The 14,494-nt window shown below is 68.4% G+C and carries 19 protein-coding genes; 2 read left to right on the top strand and 17 right to left on the bottom strand.

Going from position 1 to position 14,494, the window contains the following annotated elements; translation table 11 throughout:
* The 11 genes from VFL64_RS16010 to VFL64_RS15960 all read right to left on the bottom strand — a co-directional run.
* Positions 1-681 (bottom strand): ferredoxin--NADP reductase (locus tag VFL64_RS16010; RefSeq protein ID WP_489541374.1); only part of this gene is annotated, 681 nt, incomplete at its 3' end.
* Positions 678-1,001, bottom strand: a complete 324-nt coding sequence (locus VFL64_RS16005; RefSeq protein ID WP_489541373.1) for a gamma-butyrobetaine hydroxylase-like domain-containing protein — start codon at positions 999-1,001, stop codon at positions 678-680. The genes VFL64_RS16005 and VFL64_RS16010, both read right to left, overlap by 4 nt.
* The gene (locus VFL64_RS16000; RefSeq protein WP_489541372.1) at positions 1,001-1,861 is read right to left on the bottom strand and encodes an ABC transporter ATP-binding protein; all 861 of its coding nucleotides are present in this window, start codon (positions 1,859-1,861) and stop codon (positions 1,001-1,003) included. The genes VFL64_RS16005 and VFL64_RS16000 overlap by 1 nt, the downstream gene beginning before the upstream one ends.
* A 5-nt stretch (positions 1,862-1,866) precedes the next feature.
* Positions 1,867-2,796: an ABC transporter permease gene (locus VFL64_RS15995; protein ID WP_489541371.1), complete on the bottom strand. Its 930-nt coding sequence runs from the start codon at positions 2,794-2,796 to the stop codon at positions 1,867-1,869.
* Between the two features lie 8 nt (positions 2,797-2,804).
* A complete protein-coding gene (locus tag VFL64_RS15990; RefSeq protein ID WP_489541370.1) occupies positions 2,805-4,292 on the bottom strand; it encodes an ABC transporter substrate-binding protein in 1,488 nt (495 codons plus the stop codon).
* A gap of 57 nt (positions 4,293-4,349) precedes the next feature.
* Positions 4,350-4,679: a ferredoxin FdxA gene (gene fdxA, locus VFL64_RS15985; protein ID WP_489541369.1), complete on the bottom strand. Its 330-nt coding sequence runs from the start codon at positions 4,677-4,679 to the stop codon at positions 4,350-4,352.
* A gap of 1 nt (position 4,680) precedes the next feature.
* Entirely contained in the window at positions 4,681-5,646 is a 966-nt protein-coding gene (locus tag VFL64_RS15980; protein ID WP_489541368.1) for a HEAT repeat domain-containing protein, read from the bottom strand.
* A gap of 2 nt (positions 5,647-5,648) precedes the next feature.
* Positions 5,649-5,882, bottom strand: a complete 234-nt coding sequence (locus VFL64_RS15975; RefSeq protein WP_489541367.1) for a 4Fe-4S dicluster domain-containing protein — start codon at positions 5,880-5,882, stop codon at positions 5,649-5,651.
* A 110-nt stretch (positions 5,883-5,992) separates the two neighbouring features.
* Entirely contained in the window at positions 5,993-7,720 is a 1,728-nt protein-coding gene (locus VFL64_RS15970; protein ID WP_489541366.1) for a fumarate reductase/succinate dehydrogenase flavoprotein subunit, read from the bottom strand.
* A gap of 9 nt (positions 7,721-7,729) precedes the next feature.
* A complete protein-coding gene (locus tag VFL64_RS15965; protein WP_489541365.1) occupies positions 7,730-8,551 on the bottom strand; it encodes a GntR family transcriptional regulator in 822 nt (273 codons plus the stop codon).
* A 308-nt stretch (positions 8,552-8,859) separates the two neighbouring features.
* Positions 8,860-9,051, bottom strand: a complete 192-nt coding sequence (locus VFL64_RS15960; protein WP_489541364.1) for a CsbD family protein — start codon at positions 9,049-9,051, stop codon at positions 8,860-8,862.
* 238 nt (positions 9,052-9,289) lie between these two features.
* On the opposite strand from VFL64_RS15960, the gene VFL64_RS15955 reads away from it, so the two are divergent.
* Complete coding sequence (locus tag VFL64_RS15955) at positions 9,290-9,445, top strand: DUF3096 domain-containing protein (protein ID WP_489541363.1); 156 nt, start codon at positions 9,290-9,292, stop codon at positions 9,443-9,445.
* 19 nt (positions 9,446-9,464) lie between these two features.
* Here VFL64_RS15955 and VFL64_RS15950 read toward each other — a convergent pair whose 3' ends face one another.
* A complete protein-coding gene (locus tag VFL64_RS15950; RefSeq protein ID WP_489541362.1) occupies positions 9,465-9,953 on the bottom strand; it encodes a hypothetical protein in 489 nt (162 codons plus the stop codon).
* 97 nt (positions 9,954-10,050) lie between these two features.
* Positions 10,051-10,728, bottom strand: coding sequence for a hypothetical protein (locus VFL64_RS15945; RefSeq protein WP_489541375.1), 678 nt, complete (start codon positions 10,726-10,728; stop codon positions 10,051-10,053).
* Positions 10,729-10,876: 148 nt separating this feature from the next.
* Here VFL64_RS15945 and VFL64_RS15940 point away from each other — a divergent pair, with 148 nt between their 5' ends.
* Positions 10,877-11,464, top strand: a complete 588-nt coding sequence (locus VFL64_RS15940) for a GAF domain-containing protein (RefSeq protein WP_489541361.1) — start codon at positions 10,877-10,879, stop codon at positions 11,462-11,464.
* 30 nt (positions 11,465-11,494) lie between these two features.
* Here the strand turns inward: VFL64_RS15940 and gshA are convergent, their stop codons facing one another.
* The 4 genes from gshA to VFL64_RS15920 form a co-directional block, all read right to left on the bottom strand.
* On the bottom strand, positions 11,495-13,021 hold the full coding sequence (gene gshA, locus VFL64_RS15935) for a glutamate--cysteine ligase (protein ID WP_489541360.1): 1,527 nt from the start codon (positions 13,019-13,021) through the stop codon (positions 11,495-11,497).
* A 94-nt stretch (positions 13,022-13,115) separates the two neighbouring features.
* Positions 13,116-13,430, bottom strand: a complete 315-nt coding sequence (locus tag VFL64_RS15930) for a DUF2322 family protein (protein ID WP_489541359.1) — start codon at positions 13,428-13,430, stop codon at positions 13,116-13,118.
* Between the two features lie 13 nt (positions 13,431-13,443).
* A complete protein-coding gene (locus tag VFL64_RS15925; protein ID WP_489541358.1) occupies positions 13,444-14,085 on the bottom strand; it encodes a dienelactone hydrolase family protein in 642 nt (213 codons plus the stop codon).
* Between the two features lie 123 nt (positions 14,086-14,208).
* The coding region (locus VFL64_RS15920) for a hypothetical protein (RefSeq protein WP_489541357.1) at positions 14,209-14,494 on the bottom strand (286 nt) is incomplete at its 5' end.

The following is a 14,494-nucleotide window of genomic DNA, read 5'->3' as shown; positions in this document are numbered from 1 at the left end:
GTCGCGCAGCATCTCGGGGCTGCCGCACAGCATGAAGCGGTCGTTCTCCTTCGACAGCGGCGGCAGGCCGATGTCGTGCATGAGCTTGCCGGTTTCCATCAGCGTGGGGATGCGGCCCTGGTTGCGGAAGGCCTCGCGCGTGACGGTGGGGTAGTAGATCAGCTTGGCCGCCGCCTGCTCGCCGAAGTACTCGTTCTTCGGCAGCTCCTGGGTGATGACCTCGTCGTAGGCCAGCTCGGCCACCTGGCGGCAGCCGTGCACCAGGATCACGCGCTCGTACAGCTCGTACACCTCGGGGTCGCGGATCATCGCCATGAAGGGCGCCAGGCCCGTGCCGGTGGACAGCAGGTACAGGTTCTTGCCGGGCAGCAGGTTCTGCGTGAGCAGCGTGCCCGAGGCCTTGCGCCCGATCATCACCGTGTCGCCCACCTTGATGTGCTGCAGGCGGGACGTGAGCGGGCCGTCTTGCACCTTGATGCTCAGGAACTCCAGCGTGTCGTCCCAGTGCGGGCTGACCACGCTGTACGCACGCAGCAGCGGCTTGCCGTCGACCACCAGGCCGATCATCGTGAACTGCCCGCTCTGGAAGCGAAAACCCGGGTCGCGGGTGCAGGTGAACGAGAACTGGCGGTCCGTCCAGTGGCGAACGCTCAGCACCTTGGCATCGAAGAGGTTGCTCATGGCGAGGCTTGCAATGAAAGTTGGTGCAGGTAGGGCCAGGGGTAGATGCCGCGGTCGTGTCCGTCGCTGAACACGAGCTGCACGCCCATGTCGCCGATCGGGTGGATCTGGGTCAGCGCCGTGTCGGCGGGCGCCTGCGGCGGCTGGCCATCGCGGCGCCGCTTCTCGCAACCGGCGCACTTGCAGGCGGCCCGCAGGCCGCGCACCGTGAAGCGCACGCGCCGGCCATCGGCCCAGGCCATCTCGAGCTGACCACTGGCCTCGTGCCACACCACGTCGGTGGGCACGGCCTCGTCGGACAAGAGCAGGTCGGCTTCCATCACACCAGCTGCCCCACACCTTGCGGGCCGACCTCGGTGCACAGGCCGGCCAGCCCCCCTTCGCTCAGCTCGCCGCCCATGGCCGCGATGCTCTCTTCGCGGATCAGGCCCTTGATCTGCCGGACCATGGCGGCGAACTCCGGCGAAGCCGTCATCTCGGGCGTGCGTGGCCGGGGCAGGGGCACCGTGAGCTCGGCCTTGATGCGCCCGGGCCGGGCCGTCATCACGTAGATGCGGTCGGAGAGGAACACCGCTTCGTCGATGTCGTGCGTGATGAAGAGCACCGAGATGCGCAGGCGCTGCCACATGTTGGTCAGGATCTCCTGCATCACCACGCGCGTCTGCGAGTCGAGGGCGCCGAAGGGCTCGTCCATCAGCAGCACCTGGGGGCTGGTGGCCAGCGCGCGCACGATGCCCACGCGCTGCTTCATGCCGCCCGAGAGCTGGTCGGGGTAGTGGTTCTCGAACGAGAGCAGGCCCGCCAGGCCCAGCAGCGTGCGTGCCTGTGACTCGCGCTCGCTGGCCGAGCTGCCTTTCATGCGCAGGCCGAACTCGACGTTCTTGCGCACCGTCATCCAGGGGAAGAGCGAGTACTGCTGGAACACCACCCCGCGGTCGGAGCCCGGCCCGGTGATGGCCTGGCCGTCGAGCAGCACCTGGCCGCTGTCGGGTTGGATGAAGCCGGCCACGGCGTTGAGCAGCGTCGACTTGCCGCAGCCCGAAGGCCCGATCAGCGAGACGAACTCGCCCGGCCGCACGTGCACGCTGGCCGATCGAACGGCCTCGACCTCCTGGCCCTTGACGCGAAAGCGGATGGCCAGGTCGCGCACGTCGACGCGGCCCTGTGAAGCAACGGTCATGTCCATCAGCGGGCCCCTTCCGAATGCGCCTGCCACGGCATTGCCAGCTTCGCCAGCAGCCGGATTGCGCCGCTGCACAAGAGGCCCAGCACGCCGATGGTGATCATCCCGAGCGCGATCTCGGCGTAGCTGATCAGCGAGTACGCCTCCCAGGTGAAGTAGCCGATGCCGAACTGCCCCGAGATCATCTCGGCCGCGATCAGCGAGACCCAGGCCACACCCATGCCAACCGCCAGCCCGGTGAAGATGTGCGGCAAGGCGCCGGGGATCACCACGTGGCGCAACAGGCTGGCTTCCCCGGCCCCGAGCGTGCGTGCCGCGCGCAGCAGCACCGGGTCGATCGCCTCCACGCCGTGCACGGTGTTGAGCAGAATGGGGAAGAAGGCGCCCAGGAAGGTGATGAAGACGATGCTCACCTCGTTGTCGGGCCACAGCATGATCGACATCGGCACCCAGGCAATCGCCGGGATGGGGCGGAACACTTCCATGGCCGGCATGGCCAGGCCCCGCACCCAGCGGTAGCGGCCGATCAGCACCCCCAGGCCCACGCCGAGCAGCGTGGCAACCATGAAGCCCAGCACGATGCGCCGCACGCTGATGCCGATGTTGGTGACGAACTTGGGGCTCTGGTTGACCTCGACCACCTTCTCCAGCACCGCCGTGGGCGTGGGGATGTTGTTGAAGCGGATGTAGGCGTCGAGCTTGTAGTGCGTGGCGAGCTGCCAGAAGAGCAGCACGCTCGCGATCGACAGCGCCGCCATCAGCGCCATCGCGCCGCGGCCTTCCCAGAAGCGCCGCCAGCGCGCCGGTGTCGGGGCGGCGGTCGGCAAGGGCAGGGGCGTGACGCCCTGGCCCACGTGGGCCGGCGCGGCGGCGCGCGCTGGCGTGGCCTCGGGCGGCGGCGTGAAGTCTTCGACGCGTTGCAGGGCGTGCATGGCGTTCTTCACTTGGTGCCAGACGTGCTGGACGCGAGCACGGTGGCGCTGGCCTGGCCCAGCGCCTCGGCGTAGGTGGCGAGCTTGCCGCCGGTCTTGGCGGCGTGGGCCTCGGCGTCCTTCTTCAGCAGGAAGGGCACGGCCACCGGTGCCTTGGGGTTGCTTGCGTCGATGGCGTAGAAGGCCTTGTCGGCCACCACCTTGATGCCCAGCGCCTTGTCGTAGAGGTAGGCCACGTTGACGCGTTTGCCCGCGGCCTCGTACTGCTTGACGCCGGCCAGCAGGCAGGTCGGTGAACTCACGGGCACGATCTCGCCGCTGGCCAGCCAGATCTCGCCCGCCTCCTTGGGCTGCGTCACGGCCACCTTGCAGATGGGGTCGCGCCCGGCGATGTCGTAGTTGGCAAGCGTCTGCTTCTGGGCGTCGTAGTCCTGCCCGCGCTGCTTGAAGGCCTGGCGCACATAGCTTTCGTTGACCCAGGCGTTGACGTCGAAGTCCTTCACGCGGCCGAGCTTGGCGAGCACGCCGTGGGCGATCTTGATCGTTTCGACCCAGCGCGGCTTGATGCTCGGGTCCAGGGTGTGGATGCCGCCCGGGCCGAGGAAGAGGTAGACCACCTCCTTCTCGATCTTGGTCCACTCCTCGATCTTGGCGGCGGCCAGCTTCGGGTCTTTGCGCACCCAGTCGTTGGCCTCCATCAGGGCCGAGATGTAGGCCACCACCGCCTCGGGGTACTTCTCGGCGAAGTCCTTGCGGACCACCACGCCGTGGAAGGTGGGCACCTTGGTCTGTGCGCCGTCGAAGATCTTGCGGGCGAAGCCGCGGTGCGGCAGCAGGTCGGCAAACGGCACGAAGTCGCCGTGCGCGTCGATCTTCTTCTCCTGCAGGTTGGTGGTGCCGACCTCCGGGCTCTGGCTCACCAGGTTCCAGTAGTCGGCGGGCCAGCCGCGCTCCTGCATGGCCTGCAGCATCATCCCGTGGGCGGCCGAGCCGAAGGGCACCGAGACGGTCTTGCCTTTCAAGTCGGCCAGTTCGTAGTAGGGGCTGTCCTTGTGCACCACCACGCCGTTGCCCGAGCCGAAGGCGTTGTAGGCGATCACGGCCACCATCTGGCTCTCGTTGCCCTTGTTCTGCTGGCCGGTGGCGCCGTTCACCAGCAGCGGGTAGTCGCCCATCATCCCGATCTGCAGCTTGCCGGCGATCATGCCGTTGGTGATGGGCGGGCCGGAGGTGAAGTTCTGCCAGTCGAGCTTCCACTCGATGTTGGCGTACTTGCCGGTCTTGGGCAGGTGCTTCTCCAACAGCTTCAGCTCCTTGAGCACCACGCCGCCGGTGACGGTGTTGGTGGTGGTGTTCTGCGTGCCGATGCCGATGGTCACCACCTCTTTCGCGGCATGGGCGGCGAGGGGCCAGCCGAGAACGGCGCAGAGCCCCAGCGCACACGCCGCGAGGCGCTTGAGACGGGGGCGGGCAGACGGGGTCGTGTGGGGCGTCATGGCATCTCCTGGTTCGGGGAAGTTGCGAAAGCGGTAGCGCAAGTTCGGTGCCTGGGCTCAGGCGGTCTCCGTCAGCAGGTCTCGTTTGTTCTTCTGGTTTGCCCACTGCTCGGCGTCGGGCAGCGGGTCTTGCGGTGCGGTGATGAGCGGCCACTGCGCGGCCAGGCGCTTGTTGAGCTCGGCGTACTCGCGGTGCTCGGGCGCCAGGTCTTTCTCGTCGTAGATGGCCTCGACCGGGCACTCGGGCACGCACACACCGCAGTCGATGCAGGCCGCCGGGTCGATGACGAGGAAGTCGGGCCCTTCGTGGAAGCACTCCACGGGGCAGGCCGCCACGCAGTCGGTGTACTTGCAGCGGATGCAGGCTTCGGTGACGACGAAGGCCATGTCAGGCTCCTTGGCCCGTGGACTTGGGCATCTGCATCGAGGTCAGCGCCAGCTTCGAGAGCTTGCGCACGTCGGGGTCGGGGTCGTGCATCGAGCGCTCCAGCGGCGTGATGGCGCGCGGGTCGCCGATCTCGCCGAGCGCGATCACGGCTTCCTTGCGCAGGTTGCTCACCGGGTGGATGAGCGCTTCGATGAGCGCCATCACGCCATCGCGCGCCTTGAGCTTGCCCAGGCTGCGCGCGGCCTTGACGCGCACCTGCCAGTACTCGTCGTCCATCGCGCGCACGAGCTGGGGCACGCCGAGCAGCGAGCCGGTCTTCGCGTAGGTGGTGGCCGCTTCCTCGCGCACCTGCCACACCGGGTCGGCCAGGGCGCGGCCGAGGGCGGGCAGCACGCTCACGTCGGCGCTGCTGTCGGCATAGCTGATGGCACCGACCGCGATGCGGCGCACTTCGGGGTCGGGGTCGTGCGCGGCGATCTCGGTCAGCGCGCCGAGCGCCTGCGGCTTCTTCAGGTAGCCGAGCACGCCCACAGCGGCGCGGCGCACGACCGCGTCCGCATGGGACAGCGACTGCAGCGCCGGGTCCAGTGCGGCGTCCACCCGCAGTGCGCGCACGGCGTGCAGCGCCGACGCGCGCACCTCGGGGTCGGCGTCGGCGAGGTAGGGCAGGATCGGCAGCGCCGACGACGGCTGTTTCAACTCGGCCAGCGTGTAGGCCACCGCCTCGCGCACCGCGGCGTCGGTGTCCTTCAGCAGCGGCACCAGGGCGGTGAGCACCTCGGGCTCCTCGAAGCCTTCGAGCGCCTTGGCGGCTTCGAGCCGCACGCTGGCGTCGGCATCGGCGAGCGCGGCCACGAGCAGCGGCGCCACGTCGTCTTCTTCGTCGCTGTAGGGCAGGTCGATGACCGCGATGCGGCGCACGCCCGCGTCGGGGTTGCGCAGACGGTCGTGGATGGTGGCCAGCATGGTCAGCGCACCAGGTAAGGGATGTCCACGCGCACGGCGCCGGTCGGGCAGTCCTTCTCGCAGGGCATGCAGTACCAGCATTCGTCGAACTTCATGTAGGCCTTGTTCTTCGTCAGGTCGATGGCCAGCACGTCGAGCGGGCAGACGTCGACGCAGACGGTGCAGCCCTTGTCGGCGATGCACTTGTCGTCGTCGATGACGACGGGGGCTTGGGTGCGGGTGATGGCGATGGTCATGGGTTCTCCTTGTCTGTGCTTCGTCGGTCGGTGCGGGCCTTCGATACCTCAGGCTGAGCGGGTGGTGGCGTGCGGGTGAATGAGGTGAGTGGTCGAACACCTCAGCCCGCTCAAGCCGCCGCCGGGCTTGCCACGCGAAGCCGCTGGTAGGCCGACTTCTCTTCCTCGTTCAGCTCCACCACATAGGGCTCGACGGCGCGCTTGCGGAACACGGCCTGGCCGTGCGCATCGCTGGTCACGTTGGTGTGGCAGAACCAGTTCTCGTCGTCCTTCTCGGGGTGGTCGACGTTCAGGTGGTACAGGCCCCAGCGGCTCTCGGTGCGAAAGAGCGAGGCGCGCGCGGCCAGCTCGGCGCAGTCGCGGATGGTGTGCGCTTCCATCGCGCGCATCAGGTCGTGCGGGTCGTCCACCGCCATGTGCTGCAGGTCTTCGCGGATCTCGTCGAAGCGCTGCAGGGCGATCTCCATCTTGCGGGTGACCTTGGGCGGCTGCAGGTAGTCGTTGACGATGCGCCGCGTCTTGTATTCCACCTGGAAGGGCGTGAGCCCCTCGCTCTTGCCCCAGGGCGCGTAGACGCGCTGGCGCTCGGCCTCGACCCTGTCGGCGTCGACGCGGGGCGCCTCGGCGCCGGCCACGTAGTCGGCCGCGTTCTCGCCGCAGAACTTGCCGTAGACGAAGGCGCCCAGCATGTAGTTGTGCGGGATGCTCGCGCAGTCGCCGGCGGCGTACAGCCCGGGGATGGAGCACTCGCCGCGCTCGTTGGTCCAGATGCCGGAGGCGCTGTGGCCGCTGCAGAAGCCGATCTCCGAGATGTGCATCTCGATCATCTGCTTGCGGTAGTCGGTGCCGCGGCCTTCGTGGAAGCGCCCGCGGCTCGGCCGCTCGTTGGTGTGCAGGATGTGCTCGATCTCGCTGATCGTCTCTTCGGCCAGGTGGTCGAGCTTGAGGAACACCGGGCCGCGGCCGCCTTCGAGTTCATGGAAGAACTCCAGCATCATCTGGCCGCTCCAGTAGTCGCATTCGATGAAGCGCTGGCCCTGGTTGTTGGAGGTGTAGCCGCCGAAGGGGCCGGTCACGTAGGCGCAGGCGGGGCCGTTGTAGTCCTTGATCAGCGGGTTGATCTGGAAGCACTCCAGGCCGCTGAGCTCGGCGCCGGCGTGGTACGCCATCGCGTGCCCGTCGCCGACGTTGGTCGGGTTCTCGTACGTGCCGTACAGGTAGCCGCTGGCCGGCAGGCCGAGCCGCCCCGCCGCGCCGGTGCAGATCACCACCGCCTTGGCCTTGATCACGTGAAAGTCGGCGGTGCGGCAGTCGAAGCCCATCACGCCGGTGATCTCGCCCTTCGGGCCGGTGAGCAGGCGCGTGGCCACCACGCGGTTGGTGATCTCCACGCGGGCGCGCTTGAGCTGGCGGTAGAGCACGCGCTTCATGTGGTGCCCCTCGGGCATGGGCAGCACGTAGCTGCCGAGGTGGTGCACCTTGCGCACGGCGTAGTCGCCGGTCTCGTCCTTCTCGAACTTGATGCCCCACTTGTCGAGCTCTTCGATCATCGCGTAGCTGTTGACGGCGTAGGCGTAGACACCCTTCTGGTCGACGATGCCGTCGTTGGCGACGGTGATCTCCTTCGTGTACTGCTCGGGCGTGGCGTGGCCGGGGATCACCGCGTTGTTGAGGCCGTCCATGCCCATGCTGATGGCGCCGCTGCGCTTGACGTTGGCCTTGTCGAGCAGCAGCACCCGCAGCTTGGGGTTCTTCTCCTTGGCCTTCACCGCGGCCATCGGGCCGCCGGTGCCGCCGCCCACCACGACGATGTCGTATTCGTGTTCGATCGTGTTCATGCTGACTCCTTAGGAAGCTCGGTCTGAGAGAGGAACGCGATCGACGCGCACCTTGTACTGGAAGGCGTCACCTCGGTAATAGAGGTGTTCGTAGTCGATGGGCGCGCCGTCGGCGGTGTGCGTGGTGCGCTCGATGAAGAGCACGGGCGAGCCCTCTTCCACCTTGAGCTGCGCGGCCAGCGACTCGTCGGCCAGCGTGGAGCCGATCTGCAGCTCGGCGTGGCCGAGCGCGAGGCCGTAGTCGTTCTCCAGGATGACGAACACGTCGCGCGCGGCCAGGTCTTCCTTCGCCAGGCGCTGGCCGATGGCGGTGGGCACGTAGGTCACGTCGAGCGAGATGGGTTCGCGGTTGAGGAAGCGCACGCGCTGCAGCTCGGTCACGCGGGCGCGCTTGGGCAACTGCAGCTTCTCGGCCACCTGCGCCGAGGGCGTGACCGTCTTCACCGACAGCACGCGTGCGAAGGTCTCGTAGCCCATCTGCCGCATCGCTTCGCCGAAGCCTTGCAGCCGGCCCAGGTCTTGGAACGCCTTGGGTTTGGACACGAAGGTGCCCTTGCCGTGGATGCGAAAGATCAGGCCCTCGTTCTGCAGGTCGTTGAGGGCCTGGCGCACCGTGATGCGGCTCACCTCGAAGGCGGCCATCATCTCGCTCTCGGAAGGCATCTGCTGGTGCGGCTGGTAGCTGCCGTCGAGGATGCGTGCGCGCAGGATCTCCTTGATCTGCGCATACAGCGGCACCGGTGAGGGTGTGTGCAAGCGCGTGGTGCCGGCCGGGGGCGATGAGGCGATCAGCGTCAGCGGCGCGGCAGGGGAAGCACTGGTTTTGCGCATGGCGGGCTTGACTCGTTATGACAAGTCATTACGAGCACGAGCCGTGCCAGCCGCGGCAACCGCGGTGCGGGTGGGGCCGCGTCGAAGGTGGTTTTGCCCTGCCCGTCCCTCGTGTGGCGCAAGAAATCAGCGGCCGCGTTTGCCGTGCAGCGGGGCAGCCGGGGCTGGTGGGCGGTGCGCCAGAAAGAGGCGCGGCCCGCTTCGGTGCCCCGTTTTGAGCCGTCGTGCCCGCCGCTGGAATGAGAAAGCCCGCAGCGCGGTGCTGCGGGCTGGTGCAAACCGGGCAGGCGCGCTGCCCGCAGACGCCGTCACGGCGTCTGCTTGCGGTGCGAGTCCTTCAGCGCTTCCTTGGCATCGCCATAGGTCTTCTGGGCCTTGCCCTCGACCTGCTTGGCCAGGCCCTTGGCCTGCTGCTCTTCGCTGCCGATCACTTCACCGGTCTTGCGCTGCACCTTGCCGGCGGCGTCTTTCACGGCGCCCTTCACTTGGTCCTTGTTCATACCTGGGTTCCTTCCAACGGGTTGATGAACGAGGCGGGTTCGGAACCCGTCTCGGCGAGTCATCAAGCGTAGGCGCGACCGTGCGTGGGCGTTGAGGGACGAGGGCGGGGTCGGGTGTCGGAGCAGGCCTACTTCTCGCGCCGGATTTCACGTCTCGCGGGTGGCGGTGGGACGAACCGCGTGCCAGAGGCGCTTAGGATGGCGCGCCTCATTTCCATCCCGAGAGAGACCTCCTCCCATGAATCTTCACTTCAGCCTGGCGCCGCTGCTCGCACTGCTGGCGGGCATCCTGATCCTGGTGATGCCCAAGCTGCTGCACTACATCGTCGCGTTCTACCTGATCGTGGTCGGGCTGATCGGCATCTTCGGGCTGCACGCGATTCGTCTTCACTGATGAGCGTCACTGAGCTTTCCTAGCGGCGTGTGGAGCGCTCCTTCTCCTCGCCGGAGGGGGTTTGCGCGTCCAGGCCGCGATCGGGCGACTCGAACACCTGCGCTTCGTCGTCGCCCGATTCGATCAGCTCCTCGATCACGAAGTTGCCGTAGCGCTGCGCGCGTTCGGCATGGAAGCCCTTGCCGATCTCGGCGGCCCTCTGGGCCTGCTCGGTGTCTTCGGCCGGCACGATGAGAAAGCTGTAGCCCTTCTCGGCCAGGTCGCGGTGTGCGCGCATGAGGTTCACTTCCTGGCCCAGGTTGGCCAAGGGGCTGGCGTGGGCGATGTCCACCTCGGCCTGTGCCTTCATCTCGCCGGGGGTGTAGTGGATGAGCTGCCCGTCGTCCCAGCCCTCGCGGGCGAGCGCGGCGGCGGCGCCCTCCATGTCGTCGGCCGTGGGGAAGGACATCACCACGTGGTTGACCGGCGAGAAGGCGCCCAGGACTTCGGGGTGGGGTTGGATCTGCATGCTGTGCTCCTGATGAGGGGTCACGGGCATGGTGGGGCACGCGGCATGAAGCCGTCTCTCGGACGGGCCCGCAAGCGCGTGTGGGGATCGGCCTACGTCAGGGTGCCAGGCCGCGCTGCCACAGGGGCCAGGCCTGCTCGAACAGGCTGGCCGGCGTGGCCGCAAAGGCCGCCGGCGTGGGGGCGAGACGCAGCCAGGCGACGGTGTCGTGGTGGCTGCCGGGCAGCTCGGGTTCGTCGCGGAAGGCCATCAGCCAGGCATGCACCTCGGCATAGCGCTGCGGGTGGTGCTCGGCCGTCCAGGCCAGGCCCACCAGGTCGGCAAAGCCTTCTTCGCGGCGGGTGCGCTGCATCTCGGCGAGCTGCGGGTCTTCGTCGTTCGCTCCGCGTGCCGCCGCAAAGCCGGCCGGCACGGTGTGCCAGGCGCCGCGCACATAGCGCCAGCAGTGGCCCAGCTCATGCGCGGCCATGGCTTCGAGCAGCGGGGGCTGCAGGCCGGCGGGGATCTCGTCGAGCGTGGTCTGCGCCGCGGGGTTGCCACGCATCGACAGCACGAGCTTGCAGCGCCCCTCCACATAGGCCATGGCCAGCGGCGCGTGGCCGGGCGTGGGCTGGGGTTGCACCACGATGTCGAGCGGCAAGCCCAGCGCGCGGGCGTAGCTGACCGCCGGCCAGGCCAGCTGCAGCCAGCGCGTTTCGGTGTCGGTCAGCGCGGGGTCGGCCCAGGCCGCAGCCGTGGCCAGATAGCACGCGCATGCAACAGACAAGCCCTTCACCATGCCCCCATTGAAGCCCAAGGCTGGCCCCCGCAAGGCCTGATGTGTGCCGAGAAAGCACGACTTTTCGGGAATGCGCGCGATCCGTTGGTCAGCGTCAAGGCGGAGCGCGCTACCCTCGCCCGGACGCGATTCTTCTCCGATCCGCATGAAGGCCTTCAATGACCTGCTCGCCGATGTGGGTGCGCAGCTCGACGCAGACACCCTGACGCTGCAAGGCGCGGCGCTGCGCATGGCCGAGTTCATCCAGCAGGCGATCGCCTGCTCGCGTATGAGCGTGTGGATGCTCGAAGGGGAAGGCGAAGCGCGTGCGATGAGCCGCCTGGTGGGCTACGACGGCGACACCCGCAGCGCCATCACCGAGCCCGCCTGGCTGCGCGGCGCGGAGTTCGCCGACTACTTCAGCGCCCTCACCAGCAAGGGCCTGTACGTGTGCAACGACGCCTGGGCCGACCCCAACATGGCCGGCATGCGCGAGAGCTACCTGGTGCCCAACGACATCCGAGCTTCGCTCGACGTGACCATCGGCGTCAACGGAACGACCTGGGCGGTGTACTGCTGCGCCCAGCGCGGTGCCACCCGGCAGTGGACGCCGCAGGAGATGCGCCTGCTGCGCCGCTTTGCCGATGCGGTCTCGGTGCGCCGTGCGCGCCGCCGCCGGCGTGAGGCCGAAGCCGCCTCGCTGATGCAGCGCCTGCTGGAAGAGCAGGTCTTGCCGGTTGACGTGACGCGCTGACTTGAGCTGAATGCAAGCGCGGCGCGCGCCTCACAGCCCCAGGCGTTGGGGCGACAGATACTGCTGACGGTAGATCTCGAAGGGCATGGTGTCGGCCGCTTCGATGGCCTGCTGCTCTTCGACCGAGGCCCGCGCCAGGTTGCCGAAGTGCGCCTGCAGCTCGGGCGTGAAGGGCAGGGCCAGCAAGCGGCTTTGCGTCTGCATGCTCTGCGCCTGCGTGAAGCGCTGGAAGGAGTTGCCGAAGTCCTGCGCCATCGCCGCCAGCACGCGTGCCGACGGTGTGCTGCGGGCGTCGGCCAGCGTGGCCGAGGCGGCGGCCAGTGCGGCCTGGTGCAGCGTCCCGCCGTGCGCGGCATCGAGCGCTGCGGCGATGGGCGCGCATTCCTCGATGATTTGCGCGCCCCACTCCACCAGCGTCACCTCGCGTGAGCCGCGCTCCAGTGTGAGGCCGGGCTCGCGCCCGCGCGCGGCGGTGCGGTGCTGGTTGCGCCCGAGCGCGGCAATCTCGTCCGGCGTGTCGGGCGGGCTGTCGCTCAGCAGGCAGTGCAGCAGGAAGATGTCGAGGAAGCGCATGGTCTCGGCCCCGATGCCGATGGGCACGAAGGGGTTGAGGTCCATCAGCCGCACCTCGACGTACTCGACGCCGCGCTCGCGCAGCGCATGCAGCGGGCGCTCGCCGGGGAAGATCACGCGCTTGGGGCGGATGGTGCCGTAGAACTCGTTCTCGATCTGCAGCAGGCTGGTGGCCAGCTGGTTGTACTCGCCGCCGGGGTTCTGCACGCCGATGGCGGCGTAAGCGGGGTAGGCGTGGGTCAGCGCGTCCTGCAGCGAGGCGCCGTAGCTGGCCAGGCTGTTGTAGCTGACCGCGAGGCTGGCTTGCGCGTCGCTCTGGTAGCCCAGGCGCCCCATGCGCAGCGAGGTGCCGTGCGGCATGTACAGCGTGTGCTCCGAGAGCGGCTGCAGCTCATGCTGGCGGCCGGCCACGAAGCTCGCACCGACGGCGGGCGAGGCACCGAAGAGATACAGCAGCAGGAAGGAATGGCGGCGGAAGTTGCGGATCAGCCCGAAGTACTGCGCGTCGGTCACGCCGGGCAGCGACCAGTTGTAGTGGATGCCCGAGATGGTCTGCATGCGCCGGCCATAGCGGTGGCCCAGGCCCATGCGGTAGACGCTCTTGGCGCGGCCCACGTTCGAGTTGCCGTAGCGGCCGATGGGGATGGTCTCGTCGGCCGGCAGGTCGCAGGGCATGCTCGACACCCACAGCAACTCGTCGCCCAGGTCGCGCAGGGCGCGGTAGGTGGCCTGGTGGATCTGCGTGAGCTCGGCCAGACAGGCCTCGATGCTGGCGTGCACGCGCGTCACCAGCTCGACCTGCGATTCACTGAAGTCGGTGGTGATGTGGGGGTGGGTGAGGGCCGAGCCCAGCGCGGCCGGGTGAGGTGTCAGCGCCAGTGCGCCGCTGGGTTGGGCGCGCAGGCTTTCCTTCTCGACGCCGCGGCGCATGCCGGTCAGCACGCCAGGGGGGAGGGCGCGCAGGCGGTCGGGCAAGTCGCTCATGCGGTTGTCTCCTGTGGGCGTTTGGGGGAGCGGAAGGTACCAGAGCTTCGCCAGGTGCGCATGGCGTGAGGTTGCTCCGCTTTGTGGCAGGCGTCTAGGCGGGCAGCAGCCTGACGGTGTAGCGGCCCCCGACCTCGATCAGCGCGATCAGCCGGTCGATGTTGGGGTGCTTGCCGGGGTTCGCGCGTGCGTCGGCCGTGTGCTCGGCGTACAGGGCCAGGCCCTCCTGCGCCGCCTGCACGGTGATGGCGCCGAAGCGCTGGGCCAGCGCGGCGTACACCGCCACCGAGCCGGCCTGGCCGGGCTTGTTGTGCAGGGTGGCGACGACGGCGCCTTGCTGGTCGAGCAGCTCCAGGCCAGCCAGGTGGGTGATGGGTGGGAGCTGCTTCAGGTTGTCGGCAAAGGCCATGGTGTCGAGGGCTTCAGGAATGGGATTGGAAGTGGGCGAGGGTGCGTTCCCACGCGAGCTGGGCGGCGGCATCGTCATGGTGCGGGCCGTCGCCATTGAAGCCGTGGCCGGCTTCGTAGATGTGCACGGGCAACTCGGGGTGCGCGGCCTTCACCTTGTCCACCGCGTCCATCGGGATGCTCTGGTCGAGCCGGCCGAAGTGCAGGATGGTGGGGCACTGGGGTTGCTGCGCCGCCATCGACGGGATCAGGCTGCCGTAGTAGCCCGCGGCCGCGGCCAGGTCGCGGCTCTGGCAGGCCACGCCCCAGGTCACGCTGCCGCCGTAGCAGTAGCCGGTGAGGTAGACGGGGCCGCGGGCCTTGAGCGCGTCGATGCAGGTCTGCGTGTCGGCCAGCGAGAGCTTGAAGGGGTGCTGCTCGCGCGCGATCTTGATCGCGCGCTGCATGTCGTCGGGCGTGCGGCCGAGCTGCAGGCCGGGCGCCTCGCGGTCGAACAGGGCCGGCGCCATCACCTCATAGCCTTGCTCGGCGAAGCGGTCGCACTGCGCCTGGATGTGCGGGGTGATGCCGAAGATCTCCTGGATCAGCACCAGGCCGCCCTTGCGCGCGCCGACCGGCTGCACGTGGTAGACGCCGATGCGGGCGCCGTCGCTCATGGTCAGGGGAGTCAGGCTGCCGCGTGGGGTCATGGGGTACTCCCGGATCGGGTGGGTGGAAAAGGGTGCAGAAATATAGTGGGGTGGGCTCGAGTCTGCACGCGCCCCGGGCGATGACCCGGATCACGCCTGCCACACCCCCCAGCCCTTCTCGCGCAGGCTGATCGCCAGCTCCACCTCCATGTCGCGTGCGCCGTCGTAGGGCATCGGGTTGTAGACCTCGTACACCTGGGGCAGCAGGCGCAGGCCGTGCTCGAAGACGAAACGGTTCGATTGGATGCCGGCCTTGTGCTTGTCGAAGCGCAGGTCGGGGTCGAGCCCGGTCATGCCGACGTAGACGAACGGCTGGCCTAGCCGGTAGTCCGGGTTCGCGCGCCTGAACGCCGCCTCGGTCCAGACGCGGTCGGCG

Origin of the sequence: Rhizobacter sp. (assembly GCF_035702065.1) — a bacterium.
Taxonomy (GTDB): Bacteria; Pseudomonadota; Gammaproteobacteria; order Burkholderiales; family Burkholderiaceae_C; genus Rhizobacter.
The sequence above is the reverse complement of the archived record's forward strand: the minus strand, read 5'-3'. Positions and strand labels throughout refer to the sequence as shown.